The organism is Acidipila sp. EB88, assembly GCF_003858395.1.
GTDB lineage: Bacteria > Acidobacteriota > Terriglobia > Terriglobales > Acidobacteriaceae > EB88.
On the sequence record NZ_QWEV01000005.1, the window covers coordinates 2,506,378 to 2,523,644 of the forward strand.

A 17,267-nucleotide genomic window follows, 5' to 3' on the forward strand; every position below is an offset into this window, starting at 1 on the left:
CCGTGGCCTAGCTCATAGCGACAGGGATCGACGGCGCCGCCAGCAGCCGGTCTACCGTACGCTCGCGCCCCAGCGCGACCATCACGGCAAACAGGCTCGGCGCCACGCCCTGTCCGGTCAGCGCCACGCGTGCCCCGTTGATCAGGATGCCCGCCTTGATGCCGCGCTCCTCTGCCAGCGCGCGCAATGTGGCCTCCGTTGATGCCTCGGTAAACGCGGGCTCCGCCTGCAAACGCTCGCCCAGCGCGACCAGCAGCAGTGGTGTCGCCGGGTCCTTGAGAAACTTAGCAACCGCGGCTGGTTCGAACTCAAACGCATCACTGAAGTACGCGCGGAACACCCCGGCGAAATCCTTGAGTGAGCGCGCCCGCGTCTGCAAGAGGGCAATGGTCGCGAGGATCGAGTCCGGCGCCAGCGTCGGCAAAAATCCCGCCGCGGCCCACTCCGCCTGCACCAGCGGCAGCAACTGCTCCGGCGAGTAGGCGCGGATGTACTCCGTGTTGAACCAGGCCAGCTTGTCGTTGTCGAACACCGAATTGGACTTGCTGATGCCCGCGAGCGAAAACAGGCGAATCAGTTCGTCGGACAGAAAGACCTCGCGCGTCTTGCCATCGGCGCCAGCAGCTGCGTCGGTGCCCGGCGTCCACCCCAGCAGTGCCAGAAAGTTACGGAATGCCTCCGGCACAATGCCGAGGTCCTTGTACGAGATCACGCTGGTGGCTCCATGCCGCTTGGACAGCCGCGTCTTGTCGGGTCCGAGGATCAGTGGCACATGCGCAAACACCGGCAGCGGCGCGCCCAGTGCCTGGTACTGCAGCACCTGCTTGGGCGTGTTGGAAAGGTGATCGGCGCCTCGGATGATGTGGGTTAGCCGCATGTCCACGTCATCGGCCACCACGCTCAGGTGGTACGTCGGTATTCCGTCCGACCGCAGCAGGACAAAGTCTTCCAGCTCGGCGTTGTTGAAAGACACCGTGCCGAACACCGCGTCGTCGAAGCTGGTCGCGCCGCCCTCGGGCACCGCGAACCGGATTGCGGCAGCCTCCCCGGCAGCCTGCCGCGCTGCTGCTGCTGCCGGCGCAAGCGCCCGGCAGCGGCGATCGTACATGGGCGGCCGGCCGGCAGCGGTTGCCTCGGCGCGGCGTGCTTCCAGCTCTTCCTTGGTGCAGAAACACGGGTAGGCGGCCCCGGCAGCGAGCAGTTTGTCGGCCGTGGCGCGGTACAGTGGCAGGCGCTGCGACTGGAAGAACGGCCCCTCATCCCAGTCCATACCCAGCCACTGCATGCCTTCAAGAATGCCTGCAACCATCGCTTCAGACGAGCGCTCGAAGTCGGTGTCCTCGATCCGCAGGATCAGGGTTCCGCCCCAGTGCCGCGCAAACAACCAGTTAAACAGCGCGGTACGGGCGCCCCCGACATGCAGGTAGCCGGTCGGGGAAGGAGCAAAGCGAACACGAGGAGAGGTCAAAGGTGTTTCAGGCATGGCTAACCTGATGCTAGCAAAACCACCTGCGCGGCTCGCGGCCCCTTCGTGGCGGGCGTTCTTTGGCAGGCACGTCCCGAAGGGACCGCAAGCCGCGCAGGCGGTCTATGGTTGCACCGGCACGCCAGACAGGCTCTGCAGGCGACCCACCGGGTACAGCCCCACATGGTTGGCTTTGAACCACGGCGAGTGTTCGTAGAAGAACTTCAACCGCGCCTCCGGGCTTGCGGCGAACTTGGGGTCCAGCTGCAGCTTGCTCTCGAACTCCGCCTTCAAGAGCGGATCATTTGCCAGCATCCTGCGCGCGAGCGGCTCGAGCACGTACGGTTCGCCATACTCCTTCTGTTCAAAGATCGCGTCAAAGAACCCCCACGCCATCGCGGAGTCAGGAGCCGTTGGCTCGAGCCAGCCGATCGCTACCTTGCTGAGTCGCTGGTTGAGCGGCACCACCACGGAGCCGGCGGGGTAGGTGACGGTTTCATTGGAGCTCGTGCAGGTGCCGAAATGCCCGGCCAGCGGTGGCCCGGCTTCTCCGGGGAACAACGGGTGTTTGCCTTCAAACGGCGGCTGCTGCCATTGCATCCCGCCGCACTGGTACTGCTCCACCGTGCCGGTCCATGCGCTGCTGAGGCGCGTCATCGTCACACCGTGCGCCGCGAGCACATCGATCACCTCGCGCCACTGCCGGGGAATCACATACCCCGCCGGCGCCGTGGTCGATACGATCGCCTTGGGTGCGCTCTGGGCTGTGACCTGGAAGGTAGCCGGGTCATGCGAGTACGTCACCATCGGGCCGCCGGAGATTTCGCTCTTGGCCAGCGTGTACTTGTACCCCTTGAACAGAAACGGCGTGGTCGTAAAGCCGTCCCATGCCAGGGCAAGCGGCATCTGCACCTGCTTCGTCCCGACCTGCGCCGCGGCGGCATCGGCCGCGGCATTCAGCGCGATCAACTTGTCGGCGTCCCGGTTCACGATCCGGAACAGCGCAGCCATCACTTCATAGTTGCCGGTCACCCGCGTCTTGTAGTCCTTGAGCATGTGCATCTCCACCAGCATGCCCGGCCGGTTCTCAAGAACCATGGCGCCGCACGAGTACCGTGGCGGGTCCGGGAAGTAAGCCAGCCCCTTGCCCGGATCATTCTCGTCCACCAGTTCCAGGTAGCTCGGCGCAGCCAGGTGGCCCTTCACGCGATCCACGCTGTCCACCAGCTCCGGCGTCACCGTGCCGCTCACATACTGCGCGATGCCCGGGTCCACGTCGGGTCCGTGGTCGATTGCGAAGGTCACGTCGTACTGGTAGTCCGCGCCGTCCGTCACGTGGTTGTCGACGTAGAAGTCGGGCAGCCACCGTTCGAACAAACGCCAGAACGCGCGCGCTTCCGGCGTCTGCGCCTTCATGTAATCGCGATTCAGGTTGAGGTTGGTGCCGTTGCCGCGCCACCCCATCAGCTCGGGCCCGTTCTGGTTAATGCGGTTGTACTTCGACAGGTTGGCAAACCCATCCGCGTTGTAGACCGGGATGAACACGAACACCGCGCGGTCCAGCAGATGGGCCTGCGTCTTGGTGATGACCATGTCCCGCAGCAGCGCCATCGAAGCGTCCTTGCCGTCCATTTCGCCTGCGTGGATGGCGTTCTGTACGAGCACGATGGGCCGCTTCTGCTCGTGCAGCCTGGCCGGGTCGAACACGCCATCCCGCGAGGCCACCACGATGTCGAGCTCGCGGCCTTCCGCTGTTTCGCCGAACGGCTGCACCAGCACCTGTCCAGGTGCTGCGCTCTGCACGCGATGCAGGTACGCCATGGTGGCGTCGTAGTCGGGCGTGGTGCGGTATTCGGCGGCCTCGGCGGGCGTTGCCCAGTCAGACGCAGTCTGCGCGGTCGCGGCAACGGGCAGGGAGCAGAGAGCGGCAACAGCAAGTGTCGGTTGCAGGAACAAGCGGGGCGTGATTCGAAACATGGCGCGAGTGTATCGCGCGCGTTCCGCGCGGCAGGAGGACTTTCTTCGCTGCGCTTTCACGCCGTGGCGGGCAAAGCAAAACGCCTGCCGTGGGCAGGCGCTTGCGGAGGTCCTGTAGCGGCAGCTAGGTGATGTCTTCCGTGTCGAACACCGGCACCACTGTGCGCCGTTTCTGGTCGCCGCGATGCACCTCGTTCACTAGGTCCTTGACCACGTCTTCAAGCTGGCGCTGCGACTCGATCACTGCTGTCATGCTCTTCAACGCCGACGGATCTTCCACCCGCTCCAACAGCACCACCGCGTGCGCCTGCGCAACGTGGTCGAGGCCCAGGCCTTCCGGCGTCTTGGCCTTGATCGAGACCACGTTCGGCAGAATGTCGAGCAGGATCGCGAGGCGTTCACGCATCTCGCCCGCAATCGGCGAGATCTTGGGCTGCGACAGCACCAGCGTCACATCCACGTTCATGATCTGGTAGCCCGCGTGCTGAATCTCCTCCAGCGCAAGGTTCAGAAAGATCGAGGACTCGGCATCCTTCCAGCGCGGATCGCTGGGCGGAAAGAACGTGCCGATGTCACCCGCCGCAACCGCGCCGAGCAGCGCATCGGTGACGGCATGCAGCAGCACATCGCCATCCGAGTGGCCGGCAAGGCCTTCCGGATGATCGATGGCGAGGCCGCCGATCCGCAGCGGCACACCCGCCTTGAACGAATGTGAATCATAGCCCTGGCCTATACGCATGCTCATCGATTCTCTCCCTTGCGCTTGCGCTCGGCCAGGTACCACTCGGCCAATGGCAGGTCGCCTGCCTGTGTGATCTTGAGGTTGCTTGCAGCGCCCGGCACCACCGCAACTGCGATGCCCGCGCGTTCCAGCAGGCTTGCCTCGTCGGTGCCCATGAACCCGTCAGCCTCTGCTTCCAGCATCGCTCGCCGGAGCAGGGCCGCACGCGCGCCCTGGGGTGTCTGCGCCTGCACAATATTCTCGCGTGGAATCGTCGCCGTGATCAGCGCGCCATCAGCCGTGCGCTCCACCTGCTTGATGGTGTCGGTTGCCGGCAGCGCCACGATCGCAGCACCGTACTTCTCAATGGCTGCGATGGTCCGCACGATTGCGCCGGGTTCCACCAGCGGACGCACCGCGTCATGCACCAGCACGACATCGTCCGGCTCGCATGGAATCGCGGCAAGCGCCCGCGCCACACTCTCCTGGCGCGAGTCGCCGCCTTCGACGATGTGGATCGGCAGCTCTGCGGGCAGCAACGCCGCGTAACTCGCGAGCATCGCCGTGAGGCGTTCCCGCTCGCCCGCGCGCACGGCGATCCATATCGAGTGAAGCGCCGGGGTTGCGGCAAAGGCAAGCAGTGTCTGGATCAGAATGGGGTTGCCGCCGAGCAGCAGGAACTGCTTGGGAGCAGCGCCCGCCGCTCCCTGCATCCGAGTTCCTAATCCCGCTGCGGGAATAATTGCGTACACGGCTCTCATCAACGACCAAGTATATCGTGCACCTGCAAAGGTTGGTCCGGCCGCATGTTGGAGCGGGTCAGTCCGCGTAGGGGAGAAAGCAGCGGCGATACACTGGGCTTGCCCAGCCATCATCCCGAGTCGGAGAGTCCCTACCTACATGCGACGCAGTCGATCGAAGCTCCCATGGCCCATCATTCCTGGCATTGCCGCCTGCCTGCTCGGCAGCACACTCGGTGCACTGGCTGCGCCGAAGCCTGCGGCAACACTGGCTGCCACGCCCCCGCTTGGCTGGAACAGTTGGGACTCGTACGGGCTCACCATCAACGCGGATGAGTGGAAGCGCAACGTCGACTGGTTCCACGACCACCTGCAGCCCGCGGGCTGGACGTACGTCGTGGTCGACGAAGGCTGGTACCTGCAGCACCCTGAGAACGCGGGCGGCAAGCTCGACCAGGGCTACACCATGGATGCGAACGGTCGCTATATTCCCGCCGACTCCCGCTTTCCGGATGGCCTCTCCGCCCTCGCCTCCTATGCGCACTCGCTCGGGTTGCAGTTCGGCATCCACATCATCCGCGGCATCCCCAAGGACGCCGTGACCCGCAACCTGCCGATCGCCGACAGCACTACGCATGCTGCCGATGCGGCCGACACCACTGACACCTGCCGCTGGAACCCCGACAACTACGGCATCAAGGAGAGCGCCGCCGGCCAGGCCTACTACGACTCGCTGCTCGCCCTGTACGCTGGCTGGGGCATCGACTTCCTCAAGGTCGACTGCATCGCCAAGCCCTACGACGCGCACGAGATTCACATGATCAGCGCAGCCATCGCCAAGACCGGCCGCCCCATCGTGCTGAGCCTTTCCCCTGGTCCTACCCCCCTGGCCAACGCGGCCGATGCGCAGAAGTACGCGCAGATGTGGCGCATCTCCGACGACGTGTGGGATATCTGGAGCGATCCGGCGATCCCCGAAGGCGGCTTTCCGCAGACCGTGCGTCGCCAGTTCACCAACCTTGCCAACTGGATGCAGTACCAGCAGCCGGGCCGGTGGCCCGACGCGGACATGCTACCCATCGGTTACCTCGGGCCCCGCCCCGGCTGGGGCCTCCCACGTAATTCCCGCCTGAGTTACGACGAAACGCGCACGCTCCTGACGCTGTGGTCGATTGCGCGCTCCCCCATGATCCTGGGCGCCAACCTGCTGCAGCTCGACTCCTTCACGGAAAACCTGCTCACCAACCGCGACATGATCGAGGCCGATCAGCATTCCAGCAACAACAAGGAGTTGCTGGTAGACGGCAACCTGGTCGTATGGTCTGCCGACGCGCCGAAGTCAGCGGAAGCCAAAAAAGGCCGCTACTACGCTGTCTTCAACCTCGGCAACACCCCGGCCACCTTCCAGTACACGTGGAAGCAGCTCAGCTATGGGGGTGGAGAGCATCGGGTGCGCGACCTGTGGATGTCCCAGGATGTCGGCCGCGCTACTCAGATCCAGGGCAGCCTGCCCGCGCACGGTTCCGCGTTCTTCCGGATCGAGTGATTGCAGGTGGCGCAGTGCAGACCACGTCCGTCGGCTGTCCGGCGCCCAGAAATGGGCCCGCGCTTGCCAGTCGGGGTTACCGGAGTCACTTAAATTTTACTTACTATCAGCCAAATACATCAGTTACGACGGTTTTAGGCCACATCTCGCCGGAACTGGTGACTGTGCGTGGCGGAAGTGCTTATACTAGGCCCAACGACGGAGGCGACGTCAGCACTCTTCCATAGCTTCACCATCAAACAATGGTCTCGAGCTATAACTCGTGGCCTGTCACCCAATCCGCACTGGCTCCCCCACATACCGTCCGCCTCCATGGGCCCGCTGGAAAGCGGGCCCTCTCCACGTTTGGAGACTCACGTGCTGCGTCGCCAGCTGCCGAGTACAAGGCGACGGCACCGTGGACAATCTGCAGCACCGACAGAGCAGAAGGCCCCCCGCCATAAGGCGTAGCCTGGAGAATCCTATCGCTCGGCGGCACAGGGTCGGACTGTGGAGGGAACCTAGACCTCGCGCACAGGAATGCCCAGCGCGCGCATCTTGCGATACAGGTGGCTGCGCTCCAGTCCCAGGGCTTCCGCTGCCCGGCTCATGTTGCCCAGGCACTCGTCGATCTTCTTCAGGATAAAGTCGCGCTCGTAGGCTTCGCGCGCCTGCTGCAGCGAGGCAAACTCCTCGGTGGCGCCGGCCGGCCGCGCCGGGGTGCGCAGCATCAGCGCCGGCAGGTGCTTGCGCTCGATCCGCTGCGCCTGCGGGTTCAGGATCAGCATGCGCTCCACGATGTTCTTCAACTCGCGCACGTTCCCGGGCCAGTTGTAGCCCTTCATTACTTCCAGCGCGTCCCCGGCGATTTCCACGTGGGGCCTTCCGTACTCGCGCCCCAGCTCCTGCAGAAAGCCGCTCACCAGGGGTGGAATGTCCTCGCGTCGCTCGCGCAGCGGCGGCACGAAGAACGGGATCACGTTCAGCCGATAGAACAGGTCCTCGCGAAAGTTGCCGTGCGCAATCTCTTCTTCGAGGTTCTTATTGGTGGTCGCGATCACGCGCACATCCACATGCAGCGGCTCGCGGCCGCCCAGCGGCGTAAAGCTCTGCTCATCGAGCGCGCGCAGCACCTTGGCCTGTGTTTTCAGGCTCATGTCGCCCACTTCGTCAAGCAGCAGGGTGCCGCCGTCGGCGCGTTCAAACGTGCCGCGCTTCTCCGGCGGCGCGCCGGCCACTGCACCATTGCGGTGCCCGAACAGCTCACTCTCGATAAAGTCCTCGGGAATCGCGGCGCATTTCAGCTCCAGGAAGATTCGCTCCGAGCGCAGGCTTTCGGCGTGCATGGCGCGCGCGATCAGCTCCTTACCCACGCCCGACTCGCCATAGATCAGCACGCGTCCATTGGTTGGCGCCATCAGGCGGATCTGCTGGCGCAACGCCTTCGCCGAGATGCTGTTGCCGCTCACCGATGTGCCCCCGGCGAGTTGCTGCTTGAGTTCGCGGTTGTCCGCGCGCAGCTGGCGCTTGTCCACCGCGTTCTTGATCGTGATCAGCGTGCGTTCAATCGAGAGCGGCTTTTCCAGGAAGTCGAAGGCGCCAAGCTTGGTCGCGCGCACCGCGGTTTCGATCGTGCCGTGCCCCGAGATCATGATCACCTCGGGCTTGCCTTCCGAGGGAAAGGTGCTGATCTCGTCCAGGGCATCGAGCCCGTCGCGGTCGGGCATCCATACGTCCAGCAGCAGCACGTCGTAGTGTGCGTCGCGCAGCAGCACCATCGCTTCGGCCACCGTGCCCGTGGAGGCGACCGCGTAGCCCTCTTCCTCGAGAATTTCAGACAGCGAGGTTCGGATCGTGGTCTCGTCGTCGGCGATGAGGATGTGGGTCATGCGGGTATGTTCTCTGCTTCCGGTTCGGCCACGCGCGCCAGCGGCAGTTCAATCACAAAACAGGCACCGGCAGAGCCGCGCTGCTCCGCGCGTATGTTGCCGTGGTGGTCCTGCACAATCTTGGCGGCGATGGAGAGTCCCAGCCCGGTGCCACGCTGCTTGGTGGAGAAGTAGGGAAGAAACAGCCGCTCGCGCACCTCGCGGCTCAGGCCCGGGCCTGTATCGGCGACGATCAGCTCCGCCATGCCCGTGCGCTCGCTCAGCGAGGTCTCGATGCGCAGCATGCGATGGAAGCTTCCGTTCATCGCCTCGGCGGCGTTGTCGATCAGGTTGGCGAGTGCGCGCTTCAGCGCTTCCGCGTCTGCCATCACTAGCGGCAGCGCGGGCGCGAACTTCGTCTGGATCTCGATTCCGTCCAGCCGCCCATGGAACAGCAGCAGCGCATTTTCGGCAATCTCGTTCAATGAGGCCGCGCAGGGCTGCGCCACGGGAAACTCGGCCAGCGAGCCGAACTGGTCGACCAGCAGCCGCATACTCTCCACCGACGACAGGATCACCTCGCTGCACTTGCGAATGATCGTCCACGACTCCGGCTGCTTCCTGTCAATGTGTCGCTGGATCCGTTCTGCCGAGAGTGCGATGGGCGTCAGCGGGTTCTTGATCTCGTGCGCTACCCGCTGCGCTACTTCTTTCCACGCCACCTGCCGCTGCGCCTGCAGGACGTCGGAAACATCATCGACCACCACGATGGAGCCGCGGCGTTGCTGGCCTGTCTGGTCGCGCCCGAGATTGAGCACCGCAATAGTGACGGACAGGCTGAGCGCTTCGCCCGCTTTCAGGTTGCTCGGGCCTCCATGCGCGGCAGCGCTGCTGGCGGGTAGCTCCAGCTCCACACCTGCGACGCCCATGCGCTGCGCGCGCCGCTCCAGCCGCAGCACCTCGTCCAGGATGGCGGCCGGCAGCAGGTCTTCGAGCCGGATGCCGGCCGGCACAGGCTGGTCCGGCTCGCGTGCCAGCAGCGTGGCGCCCGCTGGCAGGGACGCGGTCAGCAGGTCCAGGAAGGCGCGGTTCACCTGCAGCACCGACCGCTCACCGTCCAGCACCACCACGCCGCTGGGGATGGTTTCGAGGATCAGCTCCAGTTCGTGCTGGCGCGCCTTGAGGTTGCGATTCGCCTCCTCGATGCGGGCCGCCGAGCTATCGGCGATCATCCTGCTTTCTTCAAGATCGGTCGCCATCTGGTTGAACGAGGCGATCAGCTCGCTCAACTCCTCGGTCGCGCGCGAGTCGATGCGCTGTCGGTAGTCGCCATCCGCGATCGCATCCATGGCATCGGCCAGCGCTTCAACCGGCCGCGTGATCTGCTTGGACAGGAACAGCGCAAGCCAGCTCGACGCGAAAAAGGTGAGCGTGGTCACCAGCGTAAGCAGCAGCAGAAAAGTGCTGCGTACCGCGCGCCGCTGCCGGTACACCGCCCAGTACTCCTGTGCTCCGGCCGCGATATTGTCCACGGTCGCGCCCAGGCCGGTAGGCAGCGGGAGCGCCACGACAATCACGCCGCCATCGTCGAACGAGGCTGCACCCAGCGCAAAGGCGTCCGCCTCCTCCAGCGACAGGATCGGACCGTCAGGGCTTTCCGCGCCGCGCAGCGCCATGCTGCTGAACGCCTGCTGCGCGGGCGAAAGTGTCGAGAGGTCGAACTTGGCTGCTGCCGGTTCTGCGCTGCCCGGGTGCGCGCTCTGCAGAGCACGCCGCGCAGGCAGTGCCCGGCCTACCGTGGGGGTGGGGCTGCTGCCCGTGGCATTGTCCGCACTGCTCAATGCAACGTCGGGCCAGGTATGCAGCGCGGCATGGGCCACGGCGGTCGGCACCTGGTAGCTCGCCACGGCCACACCATCCCGGTACACCAGCACAAAGCCGCCCTCGAGCGTGATGCGATGCCTGCGCATCTCGGTTGCGAGTTCATCGCGGTCTGCCGTGTCATATCCCTTGAGAAAGCCCGGGGCGCGTGCAATCGATTCCGCCTCGGCGCGCGCGTTGCCGCTCACGTAATGGGCAAGCTGCAGTGCGAGCTGCAGCGACTGGTCTCGCAGGTGCGAAACCGGTTGCGAAAACCACCGGTCCAGCGAGCGGTTCATCAGCAGGAACGAAAAAAGCGCCATGAAGACGATGGGTGCGAACGAGAGCAGCAGGGCGCCGAGCAGCATGCGCGAGCGCAGTCGTGAGCCCAGCACCCTGGACCGGCCATCGCCATACATCTTGAGGATGTTGCGCGCCAGCAGAACAATCAGCAGCAGCAGCAACAGAAACAACACCACCGTGATGCCGGTGAACAGGAACAGTGCCAGCGGGCTGCCGTGCGACGGGGGCACCAGGTTGAACGCATTGAAGCCACTCATCGCCAGCAGTAAAACAAGCAGCGCGCCACCCAGCAGCGAAAGGCTGAGCTGTCGTTTGGATCGCGCTTGCCTCTGCGTCTCTGGCGTCATCGCGACGCACGCCTCCCGGGTGTGCTTTGCGTATCCAGAGTAGCAGCGGCCCGGCGTGGTGACTACGCATGATCCGCGATGAGATCCGTGTGGGCGCTCGTTATATCTCGCTCATTTTGCTGCGTCTTAGGGAAACTTGACCTGCCGGTGCCGCATCACAACGGTGCCATGAAAAACTCTCGCTTCGCTCACGCAACCGTTCCCCTCGCCTTCGCAGCCCTGTTGCTGGCCGGATGCAGTAAACAGGCTCCGCAGCAGGCGACTCAGTCCAACCCGCAACAGTATCCGCAGCAGGGCCAACCCGCCCAAGTGGCCCCCAATGCGCCGGCGCAGCAGGCGATCAATCCCGGAAACTCCGCAGCGACGACGCAGGCCATGCCGCCCGCACCGCCCCCGGAAACAGGAAGTGCCGCCTCCGGGCCGGCTGCTCCGGTTGCCAGCGCACCGCCGCAGCCCGTCTCCTATACCATCCCGGCCGGCACGCGGATCGTGGTGACGACGCATGAAACCATCGACACCAAGACCGCGCAGCCGGGCCAGAGCTTCTCCGCAACCGTGGCGCTGCCGATCACGGTGCGTGGCGCAACGCTGGTGCGCAGCGGTTCCGAGGCGAGCGGCACCGTGATCGACTCGAAGTCACCCGGCCGCTTCAAGGGTGCGGGCACGCTTGCGATTCGCCTGGATAGCCTTCGGATCGGCGGTCGCAGCTACCCCGTCTCGACCAGCGCTTACGTGCAGTCGGTCAAGGGCAAGGGCAAGCGGACGGCCGTGATGGCAGGTGGTGGTACCGGTGTCGGCGCACTCATCGGTGGCCTCGCCGGCGGCGGCAAGGGCGCCCTGATCGGCGGACTGGTGGGCGCGGGCGGCGGCACGGCCGGCGCTGCCTTTACCGGCAACAAGGACCTCGACATTCCCGCGGAGTCGCGCGTTTCGTTCAGCCTGCGTCGCTCGATCACTGTGTCTCGCTGAACCTGCGTGGGTCCGGGAGCCCGGGATTCAACGCACACTGTTGATCCATAACAACGCACGCAAAGAGGGGAGTGCCCAGGGCACTCCCCTCTTTGCGTGCTCACCCCGCGTGAGCGAACCGCTACTGCAGCAGCGAGTGAATCGGCTTCCACTGCTTGCCCTGCGACACGGCCACCGGCTCGCAACACAGCACACCCTCGTGCGTGTTGACGCCTTCGGCCAGCCCACTGTCGGCCAGCAGTGCTGCCTTCACGCCCTGCGCCAGGCGCTGTACGTAGGGGAAGGTCGCGTTGGTCAGGCCCAGCGTCGAGGTGTTCGGTACCGAAGCCGGCATGTTGGTGACGCAGTAGTGCACCACGCCGTCCACCTCGTAGGAGGGATCGCTGTGCGTGGTGGGCCGTGCCGTTTCAAAGCAGCCGCCCTGATCGATGGCAACGTCGACCATCACCGCGCCCCGCTTCATGCCGCGCACCATCTCGGCCGTCACAATCTTGGGAGCAGCCGCGCCCGGAATCAGCACGCCGCCGATCACGAGGTCCGCGGCGCGCACGGCTTCGGTCACGTTGTGCAGGTTCGAGGCCAGCGTAAACACGCGGCCGCCGAAGATGTCGTCGAGCTCGCGCAGGCGGTGCAGGTTGCGATCCACGATCGTGACCTTGGCGCCCATGCCCAGCGCAATCTTGGCAGCGTTGGTGCCGACGATGCCGCCGCCGATAATGCACACGTCCGCCGGCGGTACGCCGGGGATGCCGCCCAGCAGCAGGCCGCGTCCACCGTTGCTCTTTTCAAGATAAGCAGCGCCGACCTGCACGCTCAGGCGTCCTGCGACCTCGGACATCGGTGTCAGCAGCGGCAGCGTGCCGAGTGAGTCCGTGATGGTCTCGTAGGCGATGCCGGTGACCTGGCGCTCCATCAGCTTCTCGGTCAGTGCCGGCAGCGGGGCGAGGTGCAGATAGGTGAACAGCGTAAGACCAGGGCGGAAGTGCACGTACTCCTTCTCGACCGGCTCCTTGACCTTGACCACCATGTCGGCGTGCGCCCAGACGTGGCCGGCCTCGCCGACGATCTCGGCGCCTGCTGCCTGGTAATCATCATCCGAGAAGGCGGAAAGCTCGCCGGCATGCTGCTCGATCAGCACCGAGTGGCCTGCGGCTTTCAGTTCCTTTGCGCCGGCCGGGGTGAGCGCAACGCGTGTTTCATGGTCTTTCACTTCTTTGGGTACGCCGATAATCATCAGTCAGAGGTCCTCTCTGAAAATCATAGCGTGCCGCTCTGCCTCGTTCCTGCGAACGGACCGGAGCGCGCCCGCCGGGTCTCGAGGTGACTATCGTGGCTCAACTGCAGCGCCGGTGGCGGCTCTTCGCCGGTTGGGCACAGCATAGGCGCTACAATTGAGGTGACTTCAAGGGGAAAAACTTACCCGCTCCATGCCAGCCAACGGTTTCCACTCGCGTTCGTCGCGATCGCACGGTATGCGGTCGCTGTTCAGTGTCTTCTCAAGCGATCTCGCGATTGACTTAGGCACAGCCAACACCCTGGTCTATGCCCGGGGCAAGGGCATCGTCGTCAATGAGCCCTCGATCGTTGCAATTAACAAGAACACGGGCGAAGTCGAAGCAGTCGGCAAAGAGGCCAAGGAGATGCTTGGCCGCACGCCGGGCAATATCGTCGCTATTCGGCCCATGAAGGACGGCGTCATCGCCGACTTCAAGATCACCGAGAAGATGCTCAACTACTTCATCCAGAAGGCGCACAACCGCAAAATGATGGTGCACCCGCGCATCGTTATCGGCGTGCCTTCCGAGATCACGCAGGTAGAAAAGCGCGCCGTGGAAGACTCGGCCTACCGTGCCAAGGCGAGCGAAGTGTTCCTGGTGGAACAGGCCATGGTCGCTGCGATCGGCGCCGGCCTGCCAATCACCGAGCCGCAGGGCAACATGGTCGTTGACATTGGCGGCGGCACCACCGACATTGCCGTCATCTCGCTGTCGGGCATCGTGTATTCGCGCTCCGTTCGCATGGCAGGGAACCAGATGGACGAGTCCATCATGAACTACCTGAAGCGGAAATATAACCTGCTCATCGGCGAGCGCACCGCCGAGCAGATCAAGATCGAGATCGGCTCGGCCTATCCGCTCGACAAGCCGCTGATGATGGAGATCAAGGGACGCAATCTCATTGAAGGCGTGCCCAAGACCATCACGATTGAAGATTCGGAGATCCGCGAAGCACTGGCCGAGTCCATCTCGACCATCATGAATGCGATCCGCGTCGCACTCGAACGGACGCCTCCCGAACTCTCTGCCGACATCAGCGACCGTGGCATCGTGCTGACCGGTGGCGGCGCGCTGATCAAGAACCTCGACAAGCGCATTCGCGAAGAAACGGGTCTGCCTGTTTCGGTTGCCGACGATCCGCTTGCGTCTGTGGTGCTGGGTACTGGAAAAATGCTGTCTGATTTTCGTTTGCTGCGCAAGATCAAGATCGACTAGAACCGAGGAGTGCCAGGAGGCGGCGTAACCCGCTGCCTCCAACCCCGCTATGGAATCCTTCTTCGGCCGGTACAAGAATCCCCTGGTACTTGCGCTCATCCTGGTGGCGCAGTTTGCGCTGCTCGCGGTGCAGATCAAGCCGCGCCTCCCGGGCGCCGCCCTTGCTGACCAGACCGGCGTGAAGGTGCTGCGGATGGGCGTCACCACCGTGGTCGCTCCTCCTGAAAAAGTCCTCCACCAGAGCGGTTTGGGCGTACGCGGGATCTGGTCCAGTTACATCAGTCTCATCAACGTCAAGCAGCAGAACGAGCAGTTGCTCGCCGAAAACCAGCGGCTCCAGCTGGAGCAGGCCGCGCTTGCCGAAGATGCGCGCCAAGGGCAGCGCCTGCAGGAGCTGCTCGCCTTCAAGCAGCACTACGTGGACTCCACCGTGCCTGCCCAGGTGGTAGGCACCGGCGGTTCCGACCACAACCGCGTCGTGTACATCGACAAGGGTTCCGACGACGGCATCGCGGCGGAGATGCCGGTGATTACCCCGGACGGCATCGTCGGCAAGGTCACGGACGTGACCCCGCACACGAGCCAGGTCCTTGAGATCTCGGACCCCACCAGCGCCGCCGGCGTCCTGCTCGAAGAAACCCGCACCCGCGGTATCCTGCGCGGCGACACCGTGGGCCATCCCGAGATCGTGAACCTGATGCCGGACGACCGCATCAAGCCCGGGCAGCTGGTGCTGACCTCGGGCGGCGACCAGATCTTTCCCCGCGGACTGCCGGTCGGCGTGGTCGACAAGGTCGTACCCGACGTGGAGAATCAGCCGCTGGTGAACGTGGTGCTGAAGCCCGCGGCGAACCTGGGCCGGCTTGAAGAAGTCCTGGTTGTCACAGGTACGGGCAGCGTTCCTTCCGGCCAGATGCGGCGCGACCTTGCCCGGAGCGAAGGCACCGCCTCTGCCGTCAAGGCCGCGGCCGTCGCCAAGGCAGAAGCCGCAGCCAAGGCCGAGGCGGCGCTGGAAGCACAGCGCGCGTCCGACATCCTGGCGCAGCGGCTCCCCAGTGCTTCCAACGTTGAGAACCCGGATGCTCCCGATGCCACTCCGGGATCGTCGCCCGCAACCGCCGACTCGGACGCCGCCCCGCTGCACCCGCCGACCGCCCTGCACTCCGATCACTATTCGCCAGGCACCGCCCCGGCCGCTGCCAACCTGACCCCTGGCCAGCGCCTTGCGCCCTATGCGGAAGGTGTGCCCAACACCGAGCGGGCTGTGAAGTCGCCGGATGACCCGGCTGCTGCGTTGCCCAACCCCTCGGTCTCGCCCGCGTTCCGTGCCGCGCACGATGCGGCGATGGCTGCGCGCCCCCATCCGAAGCCGGCGCCTGTCGCCAGTGCGCCCGCCACCATTGCCCCCGCGACCGCGACAGCATCGCCGGCGGCCGCTGGCGCCAAGCCCGCGACTGGCACCCCTGGCGCGGCAACGGTTGCCAGCGCCGACGGTACGGTCATGCGACCCGTGATCCGGCGTGTTCCGATCCTGAACGCTGATGGCACACCCATGCTCAACGCGGATGGCACGCCCTCCGTACGCCGGGTGCCCGTGCTCAACCCGGACGGCACCCCGGTCATGCACCGCGTACCCGTTACCCCACCTGCCGTGAATGCAGCCGGGTCTCCGGTTCCGCATGCAACCACAACCGTTGCGCCCGCGACAGGTGCGCCGGTCGCGCATCGCGCGGCACCGGCACTGAACGCCGATGGCACCCCGGCAATCCATCGCACCGCGCCGGCACTGAACGCTGATGGCACCCCGGTGGTCCATCGCACCGCACCGGCACTGAACGCCGATGGCACCCCGGTGGTCCATCGCACCGCACCGGCACTGAACGCCGATGGCACCCCGGTGGTCCATCGCACCGCACCGGCTGTGAACGCAGACGGCACGCCGGTGATTCATCGCACTGCGCCGTCCACTCCCGCAACTGGCGTCCAGGCTGCTCCTCGCACGACGCCGGCCGCCGGAGCATCCACCACCCGTCCGGCCGGGCAGGGAAGCGTCGCCACGCAGGTCATCCAGGATGGGCCGATCGCGGGACGTACCCCGCGGCCATCTGCCACCACCGCCCCGGCAAAACCTGGTGCTGCGCCGCAAACGGCAACGCCGCGTCGCCGCACGCCCGTGCTGGTTCCCGATGACGGAAGCCGTCCACCGGCACGCGCGCCCCAGCCCGCGGCAACGCAACCCGCTCCCCAAGGACAGCAATAATGGCGCTGCTTGCGGCCTCACGCCGCGAAACCGAAGCCCCTACCCTGCCTGTGTGGCTGGTGCTGATTGCTCCCGTGCTCGCAATCGGCATCGACTCGTTCCTGCCGATCCACTTTTCGCCGGCTGCTTTTCTCGACCTGCCGCTGCTGCTGGTGATCTACTTCGCCATCGCCAAGCGTAGCCCGGTCGTAGGCGCGATTTCGGGCGCCGTCATCGGCATCCTGCAGGACGCGCTTACCCGCGAACCGCTCGGGTCATGGGCGTCACCAAGACGGTGATCGGCTACATTGCGGGTCTGCTCGGCAACCGGATCGATACGGAAAACCATGGCGCGCGGGTGCTGTTCGTGTTTGCCCTGTCGCTTCTGCACAGCGGCCTTTACTGGGTCTTGGTGGGGCGCCTGATGGCGCAGCCGGTTGGCTGGGATTGGCTCCACGAGGTACTGCGGGCCGGCATCAACGCGATCGTGGGCGTGCTGCTGTTTGCCGTGCTCGACCTCACCCAGGGCGAGGCCAGCTAGCGCGTATCGTGGGGCGGGCGCAGGCCTTTCATCTACCGGACCGCTGCGCCGATCAACGGCTATTCCGGCCTTTACCAAAGAGACGCCCGCCCGCAGATGCGGGCGGGTGGCGGCTACAACCGCCGGCAGAAACCAGATATTCTGAAGCAAAGACGAACAGCCAAAACTGCTTCCGTAGCACGAAAGCAATGCCGGGATCGGAATTGGAAAAGCTCCTCGG

13 protein-coding genes are annotated in these 17,267 nt (G+C 65.0%); 6 read left to right on the forward strand and 7 right to left on the reverse strand.

All coding sequences use genetic code 11. The features are described from left to right. Window positions 1–7 precede the first annotated feature (7 nt). The 4 genes from gltX to ispD all read right to left on the reverse strand — a co-directional run bounded on the left by gltX (window position 8) and on the right by ispD (window position 4,924). Window positions 8–1,468: a glutamate--tRNA ligase gene (gene gltX / locus D1Y84_RS10970; protein ID WP_233581347.1), complete on the reverse strand. Its 1,461-nt coding sequence runs from the start codon at window positions 1,466–1,468 to the stop codon at window positions 8–10. A gap of 120 nt (window positions 1,469–1,588) precedes the next feature. After that, a complete protein-coding gene (locus tag D1Y84_RS10975) occupies window positions 1,589–3,442 on the reverse strand; it encodes a M14 family metallopeptidase (protein WP_124848553.1) in 1,854 nt (617 codons plus the stop codon). Between the two features lie 124 nt (window positions 3,443–3,566). Further along, entirely contained in the window at window positions 3,567–4,187 is a 621-nt protein-coding gene (ispF, locus tag D1Y84_RS10980) for a 2-C-methyl-D-erythritol 2,4-cyclodiphosphate synthase (RefSeq protein ID WP_124848555.1), read from the reverse strand. After that, window positions 4,184–4,924 carry a 2-C-methyl-D-erythritol 4-phosphate cytidylyltransferase gene (gene ispD / locus D1Y84_RS10985; RefSeq protein ID WP_124850076.1) on the reverse strand — a complete coding sequence of 247 codons (741 nt, stop codon included), beginning with the start codon at window positions 4,922–4,924 and terminating at the stop codon, window positions 4,184–4,186. Before ispD ends, ispF begins: the two co-directional genes overlap by 4 nt. Before the next feature lie 139 nt (window positions 4,925–5,063). On the opposite strand from ispD, the gene D1Y84_RS10990 reads away from it, so the two are divergent. After that, window positions 5,064–6,449, forward strand: coding sequence for a glycoside hydrolase family 27 protein (locus D1Y84_RS10990; protein ID WP_124848557.1), 1,386 nt, complete (start codon window positions 5,064–5,066; stop codon window positions 6,447–6,449). A gap of 500 nt (window positions 6,450–6,949) precedes the next feature. Here the strand turns inward: D1Y84_RS10990 and D1Y84_RS10995 are convergent, their stop codons facing one another. Both D1Y84_RS10995 and D1Y84_RS11000 read right to left on the reverse strand, forming a co-directional pair. Continuing rightward, window positions 6,950–8,317 carry a sigma-54 dependent transcriptional regulator gene (locus tag D1Y84_RS10995; RefSeq protein ID WP_124848559.1) on the reverse strand — a complete coding sequence of 456 codons (1,368 nt, stop codon included), beginning with the start codon at window positions 8,315–8,317 and terminating at the stop codon, window positions 6,950–6,952. Then, a complete protein-coding gene (locus tag D1Y84_RS11000; protein ID WP_233581349.1) occupies window positions 8,314–10,806 on the reverse strand; it encodes an ATP-binding protein in 2,493 nt (830 codons plus the stop codon). The genes D1Y84_RS10995 and D1Y84_RS11000 overlap by 4 nt, the downstream gene beginning before the upstream one ends. 168 nt (window positions 10,807–10,974) lie before the next feature. Here D1Y84_RS11000 and D1Y84_RS11005 point away from each other — a divergent pair, with 168 nt between their 5' ends. After that, window positions 10,975–11,775, forward strand: coding sequence for a hypothetical protein (locus D1Y84_RS11005; RefSeq protein ID WP_124848560.1), 801 nt, complete (start codon window positions 10,975–10,977; stop codon window positions 11,773–11,775). Window positions 11,776–11,896: 121 nt separating this feature from the next. Here the strand turns inward: D1Y84_RS11005 and ald are convergent, their stop codons facing one another. After that, window positions 11,897–13,009 carry an alanine dehydrogenase gene (ald, locus tag D1Y84_RS11010; RefSeq protein WP_124848562.1) on the reverse strand — a complete coding sequence of 371 codons (1,113 nt, stop codon included), beginning with the start codon at window positions 13,007–13,009 and terminating at the stop codon, window positions 11,897–11,899. A 193-nt stretch (window positions 13,010–13,202) separates the two neighbouring features. On the opposite strand from ald, the gene D1Y84_RS11015 reads away from it, so the two are divergent. From D1Y84_RS11015 to D1Y84_RS11030, 4 genes are read left to right on the forward strand one after another with little or no spacing between them, the layout of a single operon-like run. After that, window positions 13,203–14,267: a rod shape-determining protein gene (locus D1Y84_RS11015; RefSeq protein ID WP_124848564.1), complete on the forward strand. Its 1,065-nt coding sequence runs from the start codon at window positions 13,203–13,205 to the stop codon at window positions 14,265–14,267. Window positions 14,268–14,316: 49 nt separating this feature from the next. Then, a complete protein-coding gene (gene mreC / locus D1Y84_RS11020) occupies window positions 14,317–16,527 on the forward strand; it encodes a rod shape-determining protein MreC (RefSeq protein WP_124848566.1) in 2,211 nt (736 codons plus the stop codon). Next, window positions 16,527–16,805: a rod shape-determining protein MreD gene (mreD, locus tag D1Y84_RS11025; RefSeq protein WP_124848568.1), complete on the forward strand. Its 279-nt coding sequence runs from the start codon at window positions 16,527–16,529 to the stop codon at window positions 16,803–16,805. Before mreC ends, mreD begins: the two co-directional genes overlap by 1 nt. Then, window positions 16,784–17,047, forward strand: coding sequence for a hypothetical protein (locus D1Y84_RS11030; RefSeq protein ID WP_124848570.1), 264 nt, complete (start codon window positions 16,784–16,786; stop codon window positions 17,045–17,047). Before mreD ends, D1Y84_RS11030 begins: the two co-directional genes overlap by 22 nt. Window positions 17,048–17,267: the final 220 nt, after the last annotated feature.